Genomic DNA, 19,713 nt, shown 5'->3' with positions numbered 1-19,713 from the left:
CAGTAACTGTCACTTCGCGCTACCGTGACGCCGTGGACACCTTGACCACGCGCGCCGCGAAGGACCTGCGCACCCGTCTCGCCATCCAGGAGGCGGCCATCGCCCTGTGCCTCGACCAGGGCTTCGCCGCCACGTCGACCAGGGCGATCGCCGACCGCGCGGGCGTCTCCGAGCGGACGTTGTTCCGCACGTTCGGCACCAAGGCCGCGATCTTCTGGTACGACGCGTTCCTCAGCCGCGTCGTCCGCGCGCTCACCCCGGACCCGGATCCCGTTGCGGCACTGGGCAAAGCCGTCCGCACGGCCATCGACACGATCACCCCGGAACAGTGGGCGCTGGAGCTCGGGCGGCGTGCGGTGATCATCCGGGAGCCCGACCTCATCGCGACCGGCACGCAGGAGCTGAACACCGGTGCCGCGCAGATCGCCGCGGTCCTGACGCCTCCGCTCGCCTCGCCCGCCCAGGCCTTCGACCTGGTGCTCTTCGCGCGGTTCGCGGTGGCGGGGATGGGCGCCGTGCCGATCCACGCGGACACGACGCCCGTCGCGTGGGGTGCCGAGCTGGAACGGGTCGTGCACAAGGCGGCCCACGGCGCGCTGGAGCGGTCATGAAGCTGATCACGGATCCGAACACGCTGGCAGGGCTCAGCCACGACGAGGCCGAGTGGGCACCCGCGGGCACGCCGCACGCGGCGTTCCGGCCGGAGTCCACCGAGGACGTGCGGGAGGCGGTCCGGCACTGCGCCGCCAACGGCATCCCGATCGTCCCCAGGGGTGCGGGCACCGGACTGTCCGGTGGGGCCAACGCGGTCGACGGCTGCCTGGTGCTCGACCTCAGCCGCATGGACCAGGTCCTGGAGATCGACCGCGACAACCTGCTCGCCGTGGTGCGGCCGGGTGTCGTGAACGACGACCTGAAGAAAGCCGTTGCCGCGCAGGGACTCTGGTACCCGCCGGACCCGGCCAGCTCGCCGTGGTCGACGATCGGCGGCAACGTCGCGACGAACGCGGGCGGGCTGTGCTGCCTCAAGTACGGCGTGACGCGCGACTACGTGCTCGGTCTCGAAGCGGTCATGGGCGGACCGGTCGCGTACGGCACGGCGGTGCGGCTCGGCCGGCGCACCAGCAAGGGCGTGGCGGGCTACGACCTCACGAGCCTGCTGGTCGGGTCCGAGGGCACGCTCGGTGTCATCACGGAGGTCACCGTCCGGCTGCGGCCGGCGCCGCGTCCGTCCGGCACGGTCGTCGGCGCGTTCGACAGCCTCGTCGCCGCAGGTCGGGCCGTTGCGCTGAGCACCAGCCGCGGCCTGCAGCCCGCCGCGCTGGAGTTGATCGACCGCGCCTGCCTGCAGGCCGTCGAGGACTGGAAGCACCTCGGCATCGAGCCGGACACCGAGGCCATGCTCCTCGCCCGCGCCGAGACCGCGGAGGACGCGGACGGGCTCGTCGCCGCCTTCACCGACGCGGGCGCCGTCTGGACGGAGCGGTCCACCGACTCGACCGAGGCCGAGGCCCTGTTCGCGGCCCGCCGGCTCACCTACCCGGCGCTCGAACGCCTCGGGCCGTTGCTGACCGAGGACGTGTGCGTGCCGCGGTCGGCGGTGCCCGCGATGCTCGCGCACATCGAGGAGATCGGCGCGCGGCACGGCGTCCGGATCGCCACCATCGCGCACGCGGGCGACGGCAACCTGCACCCGTTGCTGATCACCCCGCCCGGTGACGACGCCGCGCGGGTCGCGGCCCAGGCGGCGTTCGAGGACATCATCGACCGGGCGCTGGAGCTCGGCGGCACCGTCACCGGCGAGCACGGCGTGGGCCTGCTCAAACGCGACGGCATGATCCGCGAGCTCGGCCCGGACGCCTGGTCCGTCCAGCGGGCGGTCAAGCAGGCGCTCGACCCCCTGAACCTCTTCAACCCCGGCAAGGCCTGAAGGAGTCCGCGTGTTCGTTCCGGTAGAAGGCGGCGACCTGGCCGTCGAGATCCACGACGGCGACACCCCGCCCGTGCTCGCGATCCACGGTGTCAGCGGCAGCCGCAAGCTGTGGAACTGGGTCGCCGCCCACCAGTTCTCCCTCGTCGCCCCCGACCTGCGCGGTCGCGGTGACAGCCACACCGTTCCCGGCGCCGGGATCAGCCGGCACGCCGACGACATGGTGCGCGTGCTCGACGCCCTGGACCTCACGTCCGTGACGGTGTGTGGCATGTCGATGGGCGGCTACGTGGCCGTGGACCTGGCAGTGCGCTATCCGGAACGGCTGCGCGCGCTCGTGCTCGTGGACGGCGGGCTCCCGATGGCAGCGCACGCCGCGATGACCGACGAACTGCTCACGGCCGCTTTCGCACCACAGGTGGCTGCGCGCGAACGCACGTGGACCGCCGACGAGTACCTGACCGTCCAGGCGACCCTCAACCCGTTGATCGACGCCACCGACCCGTTGATCCGCGACTACTTCGCCCACGACCTGACCGAGGACGGCCACCTCAGGCTGCCGGCGGACACCCTGGTCGCCGACGCCAAGGACGTCATCTTCGGCACCTCGCGCTGGCGGGAGCTCACCGTGCCGACGTGGTTCGTCCACGCCGAGTGGAGCACCGGCCCGGACACCCCGCCCGCCTACACCGTCGAGCAGGCCGCGGCGTTCGCCGCCGCACTGCCCGTGCTGCGCGAGCCCGTGCTGATCAACGAGGTAGACCACGGCGGCACCGTCATGACCAGGGCGGGCGCCGCCGTGACCGGCGAGGTGCTCGCCGACGCCCTGAAGTGACCTGACGCTCCTCCGCTGGACCCGAGCCTGCCCGCGAGTTAGTGTGTACACCAATGATTAGTACACCAAGCATCCCGGAGAACCCGCTCGAACTGGAGCGGCAGGTCTGCTTCGCGCTGGCCGTGGCCAGCCGGACGGTGATCGCGGTCTACCGCCCGATCCTGGAGCCGCTGAACCTCACGCATCCGCAGTACCTCGTGATGCTGGCGCTCTGGGAACGGTCACCGCGCACCGTCAAGGACCTGAGCGCCGCCCTGCAGCTCGACCCCGGCACGCTCAGCCCGCTGCTCAAGCGGCTCGAGGCGATCAGGTACGTCGCGCGGCAGCGGGACAAGGCGGACGAACGCGCGCTCGCCCTCACCCTGACCGAGACGGGTCAGGAGCTGCGGAGCGAGGCGCTCAAGATTCCCTTCAAGGTCGTGGAGCAGCTGGACATGACGTTCGAGGAGCTCGCGCAGCTGAACCAGGTGCTGCACAAGGTGATCGCGAAGGCCACCCGATGAGCGCGGTACCGAACCTCGCGCAGAAGGTCTGGTACTACGCGGGCGGGCGGTTGCCGCAGAAGTACCGCGAGTTCGTCCACGACGACGTGACCGGTCCGAAGTGGCTGTTGCGCTTCACCGTGCGCAGTCTGGTGCAGGTCACACCACTCACAACGGTGATCGCGCTGGCCCTGGTGTTCGGACTGGGATCGCCGTGGCCGCTCGCAATCGCGTGCGGTGGGCTCGGTTTCGTTGTAGGACTGTACTTCGCGCTGTCCTACGCACCTGAAAGTGTGGACCATAGGCTGACGAAATACGGGTACCCGAGGGGCTCGGCGACCCAGGGGCGCCGTGAGCGCAACGCAGCACAGGACCGCGAGAAGCAGGCGAAGTACGACGCGGTCTGGCGGCGATCCGAAGGGTAGAGACCTATGGCCTTGTTGAGCGACCAGTTCGAGTTCACGAGGCCACAGGCGCTCACCCTCACAGCCGGGGTCCTGCAACTCGCGTTCGGCTGGTTCGACCTGTTCGGTTTGGACCCCAACTACCACGTCGTCCAGATCGGAGTCGGCGCACTCGGCGTCGCGATGGCGTGGCGGCACGACCTGGCGCGGATGTACGGACTCCTCCTGCTGCTGGCGTTCGGGACGTTGGCCTTCTCGCTCAGCGACGTGACGGCCGAGAGCTTTCTCGAAGTCAGGACGGCGTTGATCGGCCTCGTGATCACGCTGGCCAGGCCGGCAAAGCGCGTTCAGGACTGACGTCGCGCCCGACCGGGTGCAGCGCGGTCAGTGTCGCGAAGCCCTCGGTCAGCAACGCCGTGTCCGTCCCCGGCGTGAGGGACTCCTCGTTGTAGACGTGCACGAGCTCGACCTCACCGTCGCCCACCTCGTCCACCCGGCTCTGCACCGTGCCGAACCGCGCGAGCTCGGCCCAGCGAAGTCCTTGCACGTCAACGACGTTCGGCACGTTCACCGACAGCGCGGTGGCGGCCGGCAGCTCGAGCAGCACCGGCAGCACGACGCGTACGACCTCGCCCGCCTTGTCCCACAACGGTTCGGGCCCGTCCAACCCGACGTCGAGCGACACCGCCATCGACGTGACGTCGTTGAGCTGCGCGGTCAGCGCCGCGCCCACGGTGCCGGAGTGCAGGACCGCGCGGCCCACGTTCGCGCCGAGGTTCACGCCGGACAGGACCACGTCGGGCTTGCCGCCGAAGCCTCCCCGGCACGCGATCAGCGAGATCAGGCCCGGATGCGCGGCGACCGCGTAGGCCTCGACGTCCAGGCCGGGCAACGTCCGGCGCTCGCTCACCACCCGGCCGGAGTCGCCCAGCGCCGCGACCGACGCGCTGGTACCGCTGGCCTGGGACGCGGGCGCCGCGACGACCACCTCCAGACCGTGGTCGGCGGCGGCCGCGGCGAGCGTCCACAGGCCGGGCGAGTCGATTCCGTCGTCGTTCGTGATCAGCGCACGCATGAGCTCATTCCTCGATCGGCTCCAGTTCCACGCGCTTGCTCAGCTCGCGCACGGCATCTCCCCCGCCACTGCCGAGGCCGTGCCGCGTCACGTTGACGGCTCCCGCCGCCGCGCCGAGCTTCACCGCGTCCGTCAACGACATACCCAGCGCGAGGCCCGCCGAAATCCCCGCGGTCATGGAGTCGCCGGCGCCGCGCGTGTCGACGGGCTCCAGCTTCGGCATCCGCACGAGGTACAGCTCGTCCTCCAGCAGCGCCAACGCCGGTTCGTCGGCGCGGGACACGACCACGCCGTGCACGCAGGAGGAAGCGATCTCGCGGGCTTTCTCGATCAGCTTGCCCAGGTCCTCCTCGCCCAGTTCCTCGTGCGAGACCTTGACGACGTGCGGGCCACCGCGCACGGCCTCGGCCAGCCGGTCGCCGGCGAGGTCGACGATCACGCGGCAGCCGTTGCTGGTCAGGTCGGAGGTGAGGCGGAAGTACGTGTCGTGCGGCAGGACTCGGTCGTCGGACGGCCCGCTCAGCACGGCGGTCCCGGCACGGATGCCCTCCACCAGCGCGAGCTCGTAAACGTCGTCCAGCTCGTGCCGGGACAACGCGTCGGGCAGCATCTCGACCATCTCGGACCGGCTGCCGTCGCGGCGGTCGTGCACGTAGGCACCGTTGCGCGCGGCGACGTCACGGGCCTTCAGATCGACGTGCTCGCCTTCTAACAGCGTGCGCAGCACACGGCCTGTCTCGCCACCGAAAGTCGCGCACACGACGGCTTCGACGCCCAAGGCGGCGATCATCCTGGACTGCCAGAAACCCTGGCCGCCGGCGTGCAGGTGCACGTCCGGCTCACCGTCGAGGTCCTCGACGGTGACGGTCAGCTGAGGGGACGGGGCAAATACGGCAACTCGGGCATCCACGACGGTCTGGTACCCGGTGCGGGCGAGCAGTATTCGCCCACACCGGGTGAATCAGACATCAGCAGGAGCCGCCGTCACGCCAAACGCCCCATTGGCCGGTGGTGCCGGGCTCCTCGCCCCGCGTCCACCACTGCGCGGTCCACTTCTTGCCGTTGTGCGACACGACGTTGCCGCCGGTGTAGACCTTGTCGCGCTCCCACGCGGGCTGCGTGCAGGGACCGGGACCGGGGCCGCCGGTGTCCCACGGCACCTGCGTGGACTTGTAGAAGTTGATGCCCATGGTGGTCCAGCGCGGTCCCTGGGCGCCCAGCCTCGTCTTGAACTGGTCCCAGTTGTGCGTCGACCACGGCGACCACGCGAGCTCGGCGATCGCCCCGAGCCGTGGGAACGCCATGAACTCGATGTCCTGCATGGTCACCAGCGTCTCGCTCCACAGTGGAGCTTCGACGCCGTGGACCGCGGACTCCGGCACCCCGCTCAGGTGCGTGCCGGGGTTCCACTCGTAGGCGGTCTGGACCTCGATCAGGCCCGCCCAGGACAGGCCCAAAGGCGTGCTGGAGTTGTACTTCATGTCCAGGTACGCCTTGTTGGCAGGCGACATGATGACCTTGTGACCGCGTGCCGCCGCGGCCTGCACCACCGCGTTGGACGTCGAGGTGCCCCAGTACTGCGGCATCGTCGCGGTGTCGGTCGTCGTCTTCACGAACTCGTGCCAGCCGAGCGCGGTCTTGCCGTACTTCTTCACGATCGGCAGCGTGCGGTCCATGAACGTCTGGTAGTCCGCGTCCGGCGTCGAGTGGGCCTCGTCGCCGCCGATGTGGAAGTACGGGCCGGGCGTGAGCGCGGCGATCTCGCGGATCACGTCGTCCACGAACTGGTAGGTGATCTCCTTGTTCACGCACAGCGAGGAGTAGCCGACCTCGATGTCCGTGCGCAGCGGCGGGGCCTGGCCGTTGCAGTTGAGCTCCGCGTACGACGCGAGCGCCGCGTTGGTGTGGCCGGGCAGGTCGATCTCGGGGATCACCGTGATCTTGCGCGACGCCGCGTACTGCACGATCTCGCTGTACTGCGCCTTGGTGTAGTAGCCGCCGGGACCGCCACCCACCTGCGTGCTGCCGCCGTACGTCGCGAGCCTCGGCCAGCTGTCGATGACGATCCGCCAGCCCTGGTCGTCGCTCAGGTGGAGGTGGAAGTAGTTGATCTTGTAGAGCGCCAGCTGGTCGATGTAGCGCTTGACCGACGCGACCGGGTGGAAGTGGCGGGCCACGTCGAGCATCGCGCCGCGGTAGGCGAACCGCGGGTAGTCGACGATCGAGGCGCCCGGCACGGTCCACGGACCGGCCTGCGCGGTCGTGCTCTCCACCTTGGCGGGCAACAGCTGCCGCAGCGTCTGCACGCCCGCGAACAGGCCTTCCGAGGTGTTGGCGCGCAGCACGACGGAGCCTGCCGCGACGTCGAGCTGGTAGCCCTGCTGACCGACCGTGCCCGGTGCGCCCGAGAGCAGCAGCGAGATGCCGTCGGACGGCGTGCCGGTCGTGTCGGACACCGGGAAGGCGTAGCCGGTCGAGGGCCGCAGCAGGCCGGCCAGGAAGGTGCCGACATCCCGCGCGGCAGGGGCGGTGTAGATCTTGGTGGCGGCCGTCAGCGTGTGCGTCACGCCGCTCTTGGCCTGCACGGACACCGGGACGGGCACCAGGCTCTGCAGCGGTTCCGCGGCTTGCGACTGCGCACTGACGGACAGCGCTGCCGTGACAGCGACGACCGCGGCGAGAACGCGAGTTCTCACGACTCCTCCTCACGAGTCGGGGGCGGCGACCCTGCCTCCAGCGTGCTCAAACATCCCTTTTGTCGTCAATGGTCTGGGCCAATTCTTTGTTCGAGACCGGCTCGAAAGCGGCCTTCCGGGCGGCCCGGCGCAGCGTCCGGAGCAGCACGGGACCGGTCAGCGCGACGAGAACGGCGGTGGTGACGGCCCGCATGAGGTCCCACCCGAGCGACGTCGCGAGCGTGAACGCCGCGAGCCGCACCAGGTTCGTGCCCGGCGAGGAGCTCGGGTCGAAGCTGATCGAGGTGCCCTCGCCGACCGCGAACGGCCAGAACGACAGGTTGAGCAGGAAGCCGTAGACGAGGCTGCTCACGACGCCGTACGCCGCGAGCAACGCGATCTCGGCCCTGCCGCGCCACTGCGGCAGCAGCCCGGCGCCCAGCGCGACCCACGCCGCCCCGAGCATCTGGTACGGCAGCCACGGCCCGACGCCGCCGGTCAGCAGGGCCGAGGCGAACAGGGTGGTGTTGCCGAGCACGAACCCGAACCCCGGCCCGAACACCCGGCCGCCGAGCACCATCAGGAAGAAGACGGTCTCGATGCCCGCCGTGCCCGGTCCGAGCGGCCGGATCGCGGCGCCGAGCGCGGACAGCACGCCGAGCATCGCGATCGCCTTGGAATCCATCCCCTTGTCGCTCAACTCGGCGAGCACGACCGCGAGCACCAGCGGCAGCAGCAGCGCGAACGTCCAGGGCGCGTCGCCGCCGTGCGCGATGTCGCTGGCCGGCGCGACGACGAGCGGCCAGGTGAACGCGGCCAGCCCGATCACGCCGGAGACCGCGAGCGCGACCACCGACCGCTTCCGGATCGCGATCACAGGGCGGCCTCGACGTCGGCGACCGTGAGCCACGGCCCGAGGATCTTGCTGACCTGCGGCGCGAAGATCGGCGACGACGTCACGACCTCGCGCGCCGGCCCGTCCGCGACGACCTCGCCCTCGGCCATCACCACGACGCGGGTGGCGAACTCGGCGACGAACTCCACGTCGTGCGTGGCGAGGACCGTGGTGCCCGGCAGGCGTTTCAGGACGGCGGCGAGCGCTTCCTTGGCCGGGTGGTCGAGGCCGCGCGTGGGTTCGTCGAGCAGCAGGACGTCCGGCGCTCCGGTCAGCATCACGGCGAGCACCAGCGCGAGTCGCTGACCCTCCGACAGGTCACGCGGGTGGGCGTCCTGCGCGATGGAGGCCAGGGTCTCGAGGATGCCCCGGCACGTCCCGGGCGGCTGTCCGGTCTCGGTGTCGGCCTGGGCGCACTCCTGCGCGACCGTTTCGAGGTAGAGCAGGTCGGACGGCTGTTGCGGCACCAGCGCGACGGTCTTGCGCCGCTCGGCGGGCTTGAGCGACTTGGGGTCGGTGCCGTCGACGGTCACCGTGCCGGACGTGCGCTTACCGCTGCCCTGCACGGCCCACAGCAGTGACGACTTGCCGGACCCGTTGCGGCCCATGAGCGCGACCCGTTCGCCGTGGCCGGCGGTGAGCGTCACGCCGCGCACGGCCTGCACATCTCCGTACCGGACAACGACATCACGCGCTTCGAGGACGGGGGTGGCCGTCACGACCGGCTCCGGCGCGGGTTCGGGCAGGCGGGCGCGCAGGGACGCGGCCCGGCGCCGGGCGTCGCGGACCGAGACCGGCACCGGCTCCCAGCCGGCGACCCGGGCGAGCCGGACGACGGGTGGCGCGACCGGTGCGTCCCTGAGGATCTCCCCGACCTCGCCGGCTTTGCCCTGCGGCAGCAGGAGAGCGCGGTCCGCGTACTGCGCCACGCGTTCGAGCCGGTGCTCGGCGATCACGACGGTCATGCCGAGGTCGTGCACAAGTCGTTGCACGGCAGCGAGAACGTCCTCGGCCGCGCCGGGGTCGAGCGCGGAGGTCGGCTCGTCCAGCACGAGGACGCGCGGGTGTGCGGTGAGCGCGGCACCGATCGCGACGCGTTGCTGCTGGCCACCGCTCAAAGTCGCGAGTGGACGGTCGCGCAGCGCGGCGAGGCCCAGCAGGTCGAGGGTCTCCTCCACGCGCTTGCGCATGACGTCGTTCGACAGGCCCAGCGACTCCATCGAGTACGCGAGCTCGTCCTCGACGTTGTCCGCGACGAAGCCCGCCACCGGGTCCTGGCCGACGAACCCGACGACGTCCGCCAGCTCGCGCGGCGGGTGCGTGGCGGTGTCGCGGCCGTCGACCAGCACGCGGCCGGCCAGGGTGCCGCCGCTGAAGTGCGGGACCAGGCCGTTGATCGCGCGCAGGAAGGTGGACTTGCCGGAGCCGGTGCGGCCGACGACCAGGCAGAGCTCGCCCTCGGGGATCTCCAGGGACACCTCCGCCAGCACGGGGTGCTCCGCGTAGGTGATGGTGACGTCCTCGAACCTGATCATGGCTCCTCCACCGGCCACCGGACGGGTCGTGCCCGCATCACGTCTCCCTCGCGAAGGCCACCGGTGCCAGGGCCACCAGCACGCCCAGTGCGGGCAGCAGCGGCAGTTCCGGCACGGTGAGCGGCACCGTCGACGGCGACAGCGCCGGGTCCGCCGAGAAGACCAGCACGACCGCCCCCACCACCCCGCTCAGCGCGACCCCGATCGCCGTGGGCGTCCAGCGGTCCGGCCGGTAGCGCGTGCGCGGCACCCGGCGCGCCCCGACCTTCAGGCCCGCGATCGCCAGCACACCACCGAGCACGAGCAGCGGCCAGCCGGTGTACGCGCCCGCGAGCAGCCCGTACGTGCCGATGCAGAGCCCGAACAACCCGGCCAGCACCAACGTCCCGGTCAGCAGCCGGTCCCCGCGCGAGATGCCCGCGGTGCGCCCGTACCCGCGCGAGTCCATCGAGGCGGCCAGCACCAGCGACCGGTCGAGCGCGTCCTCCAGCACCGGCACCAGCATCGTGCGGATCGCCCGCGCTCCCCTGGCCGTGTCGCCGCGGAGCTGCCGCGCCCGGCGCACCGACCGCGCGGACGCGACCAGTTGCGGTGCCACGGTCAGCGCCACCACGACGGCCACGCTCACCTCGTACAGCGCGGCGGGCAGCGACCGGAGCAGGCGCCGGGGGTTCGCCAGGGCGTTGGCGGCGCCGACGCAGCTCAGGATCGTCGCGAGCAGCAAACCCTGGTACAGCGCGAAGACGAGTCCCTCCGCGCTCACCGGGCCACCGACGCGGATGCCCTGCGCCCAGTCGGGCAGCGGGACCTGCGGCAGGGTGAACAGCACGGTCGGGCCGGTGACACCACCGAGCAACGCGTGCACCAGGACGCGCAACCCGATGATCAGCAGGCCGAACTTGAGGAATACGCCGTAGGTCCCAGCCCACGGTGTGTTCGCGCGGCACGTCACGACGACCACGCCCGCCACGGCGAGGACTAGGCCGAGCAGCAACGGGTTGGTGGTGCGGCCGGCGGCGGTGGCGAGACCGAGCGCCCACAGCCACCACGCGCCGGAGTGCAGCTTCACCACGAGCCTCGCACCGGGTGCGGCCTCACTCTTCCGCCGCGGTGCGGCGCCGCCGTGCCACGAGCAGCCCGGCCACGACCAGCGCGGTGATGACCAGCACGCCGAGCAACGTCCACAGCGGGCCGGCGCCGGACTTCTCCTCCACCCGTTGCGGCTGCCCGGCCACGGCCGAAGTCTCCGCCGCCGACGAGGACGCCGTCGACGAGGGCGCAGACGACTCGGCGGTGGTCGACGGTGCGGCGGACGACGAGGTCGCCGCCGTCGTGGTCGTCGTGGTGACCGCGGGCGGTTGCTGGGCCGGCGGCTGCCCCACCGGAGGCGCGGGCGGTGGCTGCTGGGCGGGCGGGGGCGGTGCGGGTGCCGGTGCGGCGGGCGGAGCGGTACCGGGCTGCTCCCCCGCGCCGAACGCCCACCCCTCCACGGTGCCGCGCGCCGGCACGTACGTCGCGGCGCCCTGGTTGCTGTAGGACCACGCCCCACCGGCCGGTGCGTGCCAGTACGACCAGTACGCGGTGGCGGGCGAGGCGTTGACGCACTTGTCCGCGTCGGTCCCCGGCCTGCCGTTGATGCGGCAGACGAACCCCGCCTGCCGCGACGCGTAGGTGTAGCCGAAGCCGGCCGCCGTCAGCGCCGCGACACCGGAGGCCGGACTGCCCGGCGCACAACCCTGTTGCACGCCACCGCCGAGCCCCCGGTAGTCAACGACGACGGTGACGCCGTCGCAGCCCGCCGCGTGCGCCGGCACCGGAAGGAACGCGGTTGTCAGTGCCAGCGCGAGGAAGAGCCTCCTCACGGGGTGGCGCTCGGTGCGGTGCCCGCGCCGAAGGACCAGCCCTCGACCGTGCCGGGCGCAGGGTTGTAGCTGCCCGCACCCGAGCTGCTGTAGGTCCAGGTGCCGCCGGGGGTGGCGTGCCAGTACGACCAGTACGCGGTCGCCGGGGCGCCGTTGCACGGGTTCGGGAGCGTGTTGATCTGGCACACGAAACCCAGCTGGCGCGGCACGTACTTGTAGGTGAAGCCGGCGCCGGTCAGCGCGGCGATGCCGCTGGCGGGGTCACCGGCGGCGCACCCGGTCTGGACGCCACCGCCGAGCGAGGCGAAGTCGACGACGACCTTCACGCCCGCGCACGAGTCGGCGGAGGCGGGTGTGGCCACGAAAGCACCAGCGACCAGAGCGAGGACAGCGAGCACGCGGCGCATCACGCACCAGCCTTCCGACGACGGGAGACGAACAGGAGAACGGCACCGGCGAGCACCGCGAACGACCCGGCCAGCGTCAGCGGCACGGCCTGGTCGGGCCCGGTGACGGCGAGCGGCGGGTCGACCGGAGTCTCGGCGGCACCGCCCGGAGCAGGCACCGGCACGGTGGTCGTGGTGGTGGGAGGCGTGGCGGTGCAGTCGATCGCGGGCACCCCCGGCGTCGCGGAGGCCGCGGACACGTCGGCGAGGCTCACGCGGGCGAGGCCGAGCATGCCCTGCGTGGTCGCCCGCACGACCGTGCCGGCGTCGAAACCCTTGGTGTCGAACGCGATCGCGCCGCGCTGCTCGGCCGGTCCGGTGCAGCCGACCTGCAACGTCCTCAGGAACGCCACGGCCTTGTCCGCCGCGGCGGTGCGGCCACCGGCGAGCAGGGCGCCGACCGCGAGGCCGGTGGTGTTGGCGTTGGTCGGCGGCTCCATCGCCTGGAACCCGCCGTCGGCCTGCTGCTGCTTCACGAGCCACTCGAGCGCGGGACCGGACGCGGTCTTCTCGCCGGCCGCGAGCAGTGCCTGCAGCACCATCGCCGTACCGTCCACATCGGACTTGCACGTCGGCTGCGCGAACGCGATCGGGAACCCACCGTCGGCACACGCGGTGGACGCCTGGAACTTCACCGCCGCGCTCACGTCCCGGCCCGCGCGGTGCAGCACGATGATGGCCAGCGCCTGCGTGAACGCGTTCGTCTGCTCGTACTGCGGATCGGTCCTGTCGCGGTAGCGCCCGGTATCGTCCTGCAACCCCGTGAGCCGCCCGAGCAGGTCGACACCGCCGTAGGAGGCGGGGTTCTCGCCGAGCGTCTGCGCGACCAGCGCGAGCTTCGTGAGGCCACCGACGTAGGACTCGGCCTCGCCGTCGCCGACGAACGTCTCCAGCTGCTCCGGCGCGGCGAGCCACGCGGACGCCTTCGCCGCGGTCGTCCTGCCCACCCCGGCCGCGGCCAGCGCGTAGACGCCGTCCGCCGTCAGCCCGGGATCGCCGGAGGAGGGGTCGGCGGGGAAGCGCAGCAGCCGGTCACCTTCGCTGAACTGGGCGACCAGCCACGTTCCCGGCGACGGCTCGGCCGCCTGTGCCTGTGGTGTCGCCACCAGCGCGGTCGCCACCAAGGCGACCAGCGCGGATCTCCTGATCACTACGCCTCCCATGCCCGCTGTCCTCGACGGGTCGGTGGAGCTACCGCACGCCACGGGTAATCGGACTATCACCGTTGCGGGTCAGTGCCGGAGTTGCACCGGCTTCCCCCGCGGCGTGCGGATGCTGTTGTCAACCAAGGATCGTGCGGGAGGGATCGAGCGGAGTCAAATGGCTGTGAGCTGGGCCATTGATCATCGGTAGACCGGCAGCGAGAAGCTGTTGACCACGGCGGCGAAGTCCTCGTCGTCGTGCGCCCCGCCGCGTTCCAGGTTGCGCAGCGCCATGTCCTGGTTCGCGATGACGTACGGCCGCAGCAACTCCTCGTAGCGCGCGAACGCCGTGGAAGGGTCCTTGGCGAGCTCGGCGGCGAGCACGTACGCGCCGACCAGCGCCAGGCTGGTGCCCTGCCCGGACAGGGGCGACCCGCAGTAGCCCGCGTCCCCGAGCAGCACGACGTTGCCGCGCGACCAGGAGTCCATCCGGATCTGGCTCATCGAGTCCATGTGGAAGTCCGGCGCCTCCCACATGTGCTTCAGCGCGACCGGCCAGATCCAGCCCGCGCCCTCGAACTTCTCGGCGAGCAGGCGGCGCCGTCCCTCGACGTCGCGGTGGTCGAGGGTCACCTCCCCGTGGAAACCCATGTACACCCGGCACTCCGTGTTCGAGCGGGCGCTCATGACACCGCCGCCGACCACGACGCCCTGCTGGAACGTCTGCCAGTGGTCGAGCTCGAGGAAGTTCGGCGCGGTGAAGACGGCGAGGTTCATGCCGAGATCGGTGATGAACTCGGACTCCGGGCCGAAGACGAGCCTGCGGACGTTCGAGTGCAGGCCGTCCGCGCCGACGATGACGTCGAAGTCGCGCGGTGCCGCGTTCTCGAACGTGACGCGGGTGCCGTCGATCGAGGTGATCGTGTCGTCGAACAGGTGCTCGACGCCGTCCGCCGCGTCGAACAGCAGCTGGGCCAGGTCGTCGCGGAGCAGCTCGACGTCGGGGCTCGACAGGTCGCCGCCGCTCAGGGTGTGCGTGGTGGAGCGGAACAGCTCGGTGCCGTCGGCGTCGACGACGTTCATGCCGCGCATGTTCGTGCCGAGAGACCTGAGCCGGTCGCCGAGGCCCATGCGCTCGACGACCTCCAGGGCCGGGCCGCGCACGTCGATGGCCTGGCCGCCGGGACGCAGGCCCCGTGCCCGCTCGACCACGGTGACCTCGAAGCCGTGGTGGCGCAGCCAGTAGGCGAGCGCGGGTCCGCCGATGCTGGCGCCGGAGATCAGAACGTTCTTCACGGTGTGTCGCCCCCTGTGAGTCGGTGTTGCCCACAAGGTGCGGGAGGCCGCTGACCGTCCGCTGACCATCGGCGGTCAGTGGCGGTCAGGGCCTGACGGAGTTCAGCGCACGAGCGACTGCGCGCTGAGCTTCACCGCGAACGGGAATTGCAGCTCGATGATTTCCTCGCCGTCGGAACGGGCCTGTTCGACGTACACCCCGTTTTCGAGGTGCAGACAACGCAGCCACGGACCGTCGTAATCGATCATCCAGTAGTTCGCGCAGCCGACTTCCTGGAACTTGGCCCGCTTGAGTTCGAGGTCCACGTGCCGCGTGCGCGGCGAGAGGACCTCGACCGCCAGCACCGGCGGCCCGATGAGCGCCTGCTTCGAGAACTGCTCGCGCCGGCCCACGACCAGGTCGGGGATGAAGACCGTGTCGTCGGCGAGCACGACGTCGACCGGAGCCGGGAGGACCTCGAGCTCCGGTGGGCAGGCAGCGGTCAGCGCCACCAGCAGGCGGGCGACCACGCGCTGGTGCACGGGGCGGGGTGAGGGGCTCATGACCAGCACCCCGTCGACGAGTTCGAAACGGTGCCCGTCATCAGGCATCGCCTCCAGGTCCGCCCACGTCAGCGGTCTGCCGTGGGGAAACGTCGGGACACCACCCATGGTGCGTTCCACCCCCTGGTCGAGGCCACTGCCCGCCGGACGGGTACCGGCGCTGCCATTAGACAAGACTGGTCCGATTCTCACGACTCGCAAGCCCCTTTTGGCCGACCCCACACCACTGCACGCACTCCGCTACGTCAACACCATCCCGCAGGGTGAGCGATCACTGGTCCTGCCGTGGAGGGCACCACCCGGACGGAGCAGCGAGATGGTTTCAATCGAACAAGTGGCTAATTTTCGATCAATTTTCGGGCGATTTTTGATAACGCGCCGCGCCCTGCCAATTGCTCGCGAATGCGACCCTAACGGAATCTTACGAGCGGGCCAAGCACTCCATTGGAGCAATACCTCACGAGTACCTCACACTCCGGTGATCAAAACACACCCCCGCGCCTTCCGCTCGAATTCCGCTGAATCCGTGTGACCGCGGTGGGGACGGTGTGGGGACGGGCTCGCCCACCCTCGGTGGCGACACCACCGAGGGGAGCACGAGGATGCGGACGACCGGGGACAGGGTGCGTCAGGGGATGGCCTTCGCCGTGCTGGTGACGGCCGTGGTCACGTTGGTGGCGCTGGGGCTGTGGCTCTAGCCAGGGAGGCCCGCGCGCGGGCGACCGTGCGCGGCTGGCACAGGCGTTCGGCGGCCGGCACCGCCTCCCGCGCGCACCGGAGCGCGGCTGCCTGGTCGCCGAGCGCGTGGTGCAGGTCGGCCAGCTGGATGAGCAACCGCGCCTCGCCCCAGCCCCGCTGGTTCCGGCGCACCAGGTCGAGACACCGCCGGGCGTACCCGACCGCCGCGTGCGGCCGTCCGGTCAGCTCGGCGTGCAGGGCGAGGGAGATCAGGATCGACATGCCGCCCTGGCGGTCCCTGACCGTCGCCATGGCCGCGAGGACCGACTCGTCGTCCGGCTGGTTCATCCCCTCGCGGGTCTGCTCCAGCATCGCGCGCACCATCTCGCGAGCGGCGTCGAGCCTGCCCATGGCGTAGAGCAGGTAGCCGAAGTCGGCCATGGCCAGCACCCCGCCGCGCCAGTCGCCGATCTCCCGGTACGCCGCGAGACTCCGGTCGATGAACCGGACGGCCTCCTCGTCCCGGAACTCGTTGTAGTGCACGTAACCGATGTCGTGCAGGATCATCGCGCACGACCGCACGTCGCCTTGTCCCGCCAACAGCTCCAGCGCCTCCTCGAGGTACACCAGAGCCTTGTCGTTCTCACCTCGTTCGGCGTGCACGACACCGATGTTGTTCAGCGCGTTGGCCTCGCCCGTCTTCGCCCCGACGTGGCGCATCAGCTGAAGTCCGCGTTCGTTGTACTCCATCGCCTTGTCAAACTCACGGCGTTCCCGCGCGATCAGGCCGAGCAGACCGAGCGTCGAGGCCTCGCCGCGCAGGTCCCTGATCTGCCGCATCAGGTCGAGCGCCTCGTGCAGGTGCCGCACCGCCCTCGGGTCGCTGTCCTCGATGTACGCGGATCCCAGTCCCCGCAACGCTTCCGCGCGGGCCTTCAGGTCCCCGAGCTGGTGGGTGGCCGCCAGCGCGAGGCTCTGCAGCTCCACCCGTTCACGGCCGTAGCCGCGCATCAGCAGGAAGTAGGTGATGAGGTGCGGCAGCTGCCACGCGTGCCGGTAGTGCCCCTGGTAGGCCGCGAAGTATACCGCCGCCTTGAGGTTCAGCCGCTCCTGCTCCAGCCACGCCACCGCGTCCGCGTGCGTCGCGAGCCGCACCGGGTCGACCGGCACGTACCGGACGGCGGTCTCGATCCGCGGCCGGCCGGGGTTCAGCCTGGCCCCGGCCTCGGCGGCGTGGTGCAGGTAGTGGTCGAGGACGCGGACGACGGCTTCTTCCCGCTCGTCCTCCTCGACCGACGCCTTCGCGTGGTCCGCCAGCAGGTCGTGGAACCGGTAGCGGCCGTTCTCCTTCTGCTGCACCAGGTGCGCGTCCAGCAGCTCGTCCAGCAACCGTTCGGCCTCGGCCCGCGTCGCACCGATCACGGCGGCCGCGAGGTGCACGTCCCAGTCCTCGCCGGTGTGCAGACCCAACCGCCGGAACAGCCGTTGCTGCTCGGCCGTGAGCTGCTGGTAGGACAACGCGAACGCGCCCGCCACACTGCGCTCGCCCGCGGCCAGCTCCGCCAGCCGCTGCTCGGTGAGGCGGCGGGTCAGGTCCCGCGCGGTCCACGCCGGCCGCGTGCGCCACCGGGCACCGACGATCCGCACGGCCAGTGGCAGGTAGCCGCAGAGCCGGACGACCTCGCGCGCGGACTCCAGGTCACGGTCGACTCGCTGACGGCCGACGATGCTCGCGAGCAGGTTCAGCGAGTCCTCTTCGGACAGCACGTCGAGCGAGATCGTGTGCGCCGCGTCGAGGTCCACCAACCGGCGGCGGCTCGTCACCAGCACGAGGCCGGTGCCGGGCAGCAACGGGCGGACCTGCGCGGTGCTGCCCGCGTTGTCGAGCACCACGAGCGCCTTGCGGTGGGCCATTTCCGCCCGCCACCGCGCCGCACGGGCGTCCAGCCCGTCCGGGATGTCCTGCGCGGGCACGCCGAGCGCGGTCAGCAGCTCCAGCAGCGCGTCCGACGGCGTGCGCGGCTCGACACCGGCGGTGTGGGAGTGCAGGTCCACGAACAGCTGCGCGTCGGGGAACCGGCCGGCGAGCCGGTGCGCGGCCCGCACCGCGATCGTGGTCTTGCCGATGCCCGCCATGCCGTCGATCGCGGTGATCGCCACGCACCCGGACGGCACGGCGGCGAGGATCTCGTCCAGGTCCTCGCCACGACCGGCGAAGTCGGCGATGTCACCGGGCAGGTCGTTGCGCGCACGGGGCCGGTTGTCGGCCGTGAGCACCTGCTGGTGCGCCTTCTGCAGGTCCTTGCCGGGATCGAGGCCGAGCTCGTCCGCGAGCCGCCCGCGGATGTCGTCGTAGGCCTGCAACGCCTCGGTCTGCCGATCACACCGGTGCAGCGCCACGACGAGCTGCGCCCACATCCGCTCCCGCGTCGGGTGCTGCAGCGTGAGCGACCGCAGCTCGGGCACGAGCCGCTCGTGCTCACCGGCGCGGAGATCTTCTTCGATCCGCGCCTCCAGCGTCGCCAGGTACCTCTCGGTCAACGCGGGCACGTGATCACGCTCGAGGGCGTCGCACCCGACATCCACGAACGGCCGCCCGCGCCACAGCGCCAACGCCTCCCGGGGCTCCAACAACCCGAACCGGTGCACGTCGACCTCGTCCGGCGACACGTCGAGCAGGTACCCGCCGGGCTTCGTCACCAGCAGCCCCGGCAACACCTCCCGCAACCGCCCGACCGTGGTCTGCAGCGCGTTGCGCGACCCCCCGGCCAACTCGACCAGCTCGTCGACCCCGACCACCTGCCCGGCCCGCACCAACAAGGCCGCGAGCACCACCCGCCGCTTACCGGGCGGGATGTGGACCGGCCGCCCGTCGAGCACCACGTCCAACGGCCCGAGCAGGCCGAACGACCTCACGTCCACTGACCCCAGTGCACGACCTCGTCCAACGGCTTCCGCTTGCGAGTGCGCGGCGAAGCACCCTCGGAGATCCCGTCCTCCGCCGGGTGCCCGATCGCGATCATCCCGATGGGCACGTACATGTCCGGCACCCCGAACGCCGCCCGCAACTCGGGCCACTTGTCCTTGTCGGTCCCGAAGAACACGGCCCCGAGCCCCTCGTCCACAGCCGTCTGCAGGATCAACAAGGCGGCCATACCGGTGTCGATGTCCCAGTAGGGCACCGGCCAGTGGTCCTCACTGCGGTCGGTCCACCCCTTGTCGGCCTGCGCATACCGCTCCAGGTACACGTCCTTGGCCGAGAAGGGGATCACCACCACAGGCGCGGTCTTGGCGTTCTCGCCACCCCACCACTCGAACATCTCGGCGAGCCGCCGCAACGACTCCCCCTGCAACACCAGGAACCCCTGCCCCTGCGAGAACCCGGCAGAAGGCCCGCGCACAGCGTTGCGCATGATCCGCTGAATGCTCTCGTCGCTGACAGGCTGATCGGTGAACTTCCGCACCATCCGCCGCCGCCGGACCACGTCCTGGAACTCCATCGCCCTACCCCCAGATAGTCGAGAAACCCAACTCGACCGTATCAGTGGCGGCACACCGCACCACGGGGCTTCACGCGATGCCGAAGGCGAGCAGTGAGACCTTCGTTGTCGGGCAAGCGGTAACGGCGACGTGCCCTCTCAAAGCAACCACGCACGATGGCGATTGGGGCTTGACTTTGGGTGCGAGACGCTACCCTGCCAAGCTCGGCCGGGCTCTTTTCAGCCCGGCTTTTAACGGCCGACCAGCGTCTCGCAAGGGCCCCGAAGTCAAGCCCCAATCGCTATCGTCGCGAAGCGGCGATGAAATGACCCGGCTCGTCCCGGCCCAAGCCGACCACCCTCGCAAGGTGACAGGACGCAAGGCACTCGCCCACCCCGCTGGAACCGCAACCAACGAACGCAAGCCGCCCCGAGC

19 protein-coding genes and 1 riboswitch are annotated in these 19,713 nt (G+C 71.0%); of the genes, 6 read left to right on the top strand and 13 right to left on the bottom strand.

The features are described 5' to 3' along the window. Nucleotides 1-32 precede the first annotated feature (32 nt). From ABZX02_RS15955 to ABZX02_RS15930, 6 genes are read left to right on the top strand one after another with little or no spacing between them, the layout of a single operon-like run. Nucleotides 33-611, top strand: coding sequence for a helix-turn-helix domain-containing protein (locus tag ABZX02_RS15955; protein WP_355298730.1), 579 nt, complete (start codon nt 33-35; stop codon nt 609-611). Further along, complete coding sequence (locus ABZX02_RS15950) at nt 608-1,930, top strand: FAD-linked oxidase C-terminal domain-containing protein (RefSeq protein WP_355298728.1); 1,323 nt, start codon at nt 608-610, stop codon at nt 1,928-1,930. The genes ABZX02_RS15955 and ABZX02_RS15950 overlap by 4 nt, the downstream gene beginning before the upstream one ends. Nucleotides 1,931-1,940: 10 nt before the next feature. Then, nucleotides 1,941-2,765, top strand: coding sequence for an alpha/beta hydrolase (locus tag ABZX02_RS15945; RefSeq protein WP_355298727.1), 825 nt, complete (start codon nt 1,941-1,943; stop codon nt 2,763-2,765). Nucleotides 2,766-2,818: 53 nt separating this feature from the next. Beyond that, nucleotides 2,819-3,268, top strand: a complete 450-nt coding sequence (locus ABZX02_RS15940; RefSeq protein ID WP_355298725.1) for a MarR family transcriptional regulator — start codon at nt 2,819-2,821, stop codon at nt 3,266-3,268. Next, on the top strand, nt 3,265-3,672 hold the full coding sequence (locus tag ABZX02_RS15935; RefSeq protein ID WP_355298723.1) for a DUF5313 family protein: 408 nt from the start codon (nt 3,265-3,267) through the stop codon (nt 3,670-3,672). Before ABZX02_RS15940 ends, ABZX02_RS15935 begins: the two co-directional genes overlap by 4 nt. A gap of 6 nt (nt 3,673-3,678) precedes the next feature. Next, the gene (locus ABZX02_RS15930; RefSeq protein ID WP_355298722.1) at nt 3,679-4,008 is read left to right on the top strand and encodes a hypothetical protein; all 330 of its coding nucleotides are present in this window, start codon (nt 3,679-3,681) and stop codon (nt 4,006-4,008) included. Here the strand turns inward: ABZX02_RS15930 and ABZX02_RS15925 are convergent. From ABZX02_RS15925 to ABZX02_RS15865, 13 genes are all read right to left on the bottom strand, one after another. After that, nucleotides 3,971-4,726 (bottom strand): 5'/3'-nucleotidase SurE, encoded by a 756-nt coding sequence (locus ABZX02_RS15925; protein ID WP_355298721.1) that lies wholly within the window; start codon nt 4,724-4,726, stop codon nt 3,971-3,973. The genes ABZX02_RS15930 and ABZX02_RS15925 overlap by 38 nt on opposite strands. 4 nt (nt 4,727-4,730) lie before the next feature. Beyond that, complete coding sequence (locus ABZX02_RS15920; protein WP_355298719.1) at nt 4,731-5,636, bottom strand: PfkB family carbohydrate kinase; 906 nt, start codon at nt 5,634-5,636, stop codon at nt 4,731-4,733. Between the two features lie 58 nt (nt 5,637-5,694). Beyond that, a complete protein-coding gene (locus ABZX02_RS15915) occupies nt 5,695-7,377 on the bottom strand; it encodes a family 20 glycosylhydrolase (RefSeq protein WP_355299139.1) in 1,683 nt (560 codons plus the stop codon). Between the two features lie 91 nt (nt 7,378-7,468). Further along, nucleotides 7,469-8,278: an ECF transporter S component gene (locus ABZX02_RS15910; RefSeq protein ID WP_355298717.1), complete on the bottom strand. Its 810-nt coding sequence runs from the start codon at nt 8,276-8,278 to the stop codon at nt 7,469-7,471. Further along, nucleotides 8,275-9,831: an ATP-binding cassette domain-containing protein gene (locus tag ABZX02_RS15905; protein WP_355298715.1), complete on the bottom strand. Its 1,557-nt coding sequence runs from the start codon at nt 9,829-9,831 to the stop codon at nt 8,275-8,277. The genes ABZX02_RS15910 and ABZX02_RS15905 overlap by 4 nt, the downstream gene beginning before the upstream one ends. Nucleotides 9,832-9,868: 37 nt before the next feature. After that, the gene (locus ABZX02_RS15900; protein ID WP_355298713.1) at nt 9,869-10,903 is read right to left on the bottom strand and encodes a CbiQ family ECF transporter T component; all 1,035 of its coding nucleotides are present in this window, start codon (nt 10,901-10,903) and stop codon (nt 9,869-9,871) included. Nucleotides 10,904-10,925: 22 nt separating this feature from the next. After that, nucleotides 10,926-11,693 carry a hypothetical protein gene (locus ABZX02_RS15895; RefSeq protein ID WP_355298711.1) on the bottom strand — a complete coding sequence of 256 codons (768 nt, stop codon included), beginning with the start codon at nt 11,691-11,693 and terminating at the stop codon, nt 10,926-10,928. Continuing rightward, nucleotides 11,690-12,055 carry a hypothetical protein gene (locus tag ABZX02_RS15890; protein ID WP_355298709.1) on the bottom strand — a complete coding sequence of 122 codons (366 nt, stop codon included), beginning with the start codon at nt 12,053-12,055 and terminating at the stop codon, nt 11,690-11,692. The genes ABZX02_RS15895 and ABZX02_RS15890 overlap by 4 nt, the downstream gene beginning before the upstream one ends. Nucleotides 12,056-12,099: 44 nt before the next feature. Next, nucleotides 12,100-13,290: an LPXTG cell wall anchor domain-containing protein gene (locus ABZX02_RS15885; protein ID WP_355298707.1), complete on the bottom strand. Its 1,191-nt coding sequence runs from the start codon at nt 13,288-13,290 to the stop codon at nt 12,100-12,102. 33 nt (nt 13,291-13,323) lie between these two features. Continuing rightward, a riboswitch (cobalamin riboswitch) is annotated at nt 13,324-13,432 on the bottom strand. A gap of 50 nt (nt 13,433-13,482) precedes the next feature. Beyond that, nucleotides 13,483-14,577 (bottom strand): FAD-dependent monooxygenase, encoded by a 1,095-nt coding sequence (locus ABZX02_RS15880; RefSeq protein WP_355298705.1) that lies wholly within the window; start codon nt 14,575-14,577, stop codon nt 13,483-13,485. Between the two features lie 102 nt (nt 14,578-14,679). Further along, nucleotides 14,680-15,228, bottom strand: coding sequence for a Uma2 family endonuclease (locus ABZX02_RS15875; RefSeq protein WP_355298703.1), 549 nt, complete (start codon nt 15,226-15,228; stop codon nt 14,680-14,682). 558 nt (nt 15,229-15,786) lie between these two features. Next, entirely contained in the window at nt 15,787-18,714 is a 2,928-nt protein-coding gene (locus ABZX02_RS15870; RefSeq protein ID WP_355298701.1) for a BTAD domain-containing putative transcriptional regulator, read from the bottom strand. Next, nucleotides 18,711-19,298 carry a nitroreductase family protein gene (locus tag ABZX02_RS15865; protein WP_355298699.1) on the bottom strand — a complete coding sequence of 196 codons (588 nt, stop codon included), beginning with the start codon at nt 19,296-19,298 and terminating at the stop codon, nt 18,711-18,713. Before ABZX02_RS15865 ends, ABZX02_RS15870 begins: the two co-directional genes overlap by 4 nt. Nucleotides 19,299-19,713 lie beyond the last annotated feature (415 nt).

It is taken from the genome of Lentzea sp. NPDC003310, from assembly GCF_040610935.1.
Taxonomy (GTDB): domain Bacteria; phylum Actinomycetota; class Actinomycetes; order Mycobacteriales; family Pseudonocardiaceae; genus Lentzea.
The sequence above is the reverse complement of the archived record's forward strand: the minus strand, read 5'-3'. Positions and strand labels throughout refer to the sequence as shown.

Excerpts from the sequence above, each read along its gene's own strand:
- ABZX02_RS15950 (WP_355298728.1), top strand. The coding sequence starts at position 608 with ATGAAGCTGATCACGGATCCGAACACGCTGGCAGGGCTCAGCCACGAC.
- ABZX02_RS15940 (WP_355298725.1), top strand. The coding sequence starts at position 2,819 with ATGATTAGTACACCAAGCATCCCGGAGAACCCGCTCGAACTGGAGCGG.
- ABZX02_RS15935 (WP_355298723.1), top strand. The coding sequence starts at position 3,265 with ATGAGCGCGGTACCGAACCTCGCGCAGAAGGTCTGGTACTACGCGGGC.
- ABZX02_RS15930 (WP_355298722.1), top strand. The coding sequence starts at position 3,679 with ATGGCCTTGTTGAGCGACCAGTTCGAGTTCACGAGGCCACAGGCGCTC.
- ABZX02_RS15925 (WP_355298721.1), bottom strand. The coding sequence starts at position 4,726 with ATGCGTGCGCTGATCACGAACGACGACGGAATCGACTCGCCCGGCCTG.
- ABZX02_RS15905 (WP_355298715.1), bottom strand. The coding sequence starts at position 9,831 with ATGATCAGGTTCGAGGACGTCACCATCACCTACGCGGAGCACCCCGTG.
- ABZX02_RS15875 (WP_355298703.1), bottom strand. The coding sequence starts at position 15,228 with ATGGGTGGTGTCCCGACGTTTCCCCACGGCAGACCGCTGACGTGGGCG.
- ABZX02_RS15865 (WP_355298699.1), bottom strand. The coding sequence starts at position 19,298 with ATGGAGTTCCAGGACGTGGTCCGGCGGCGGCGGATGGTGCGGAAGTTC.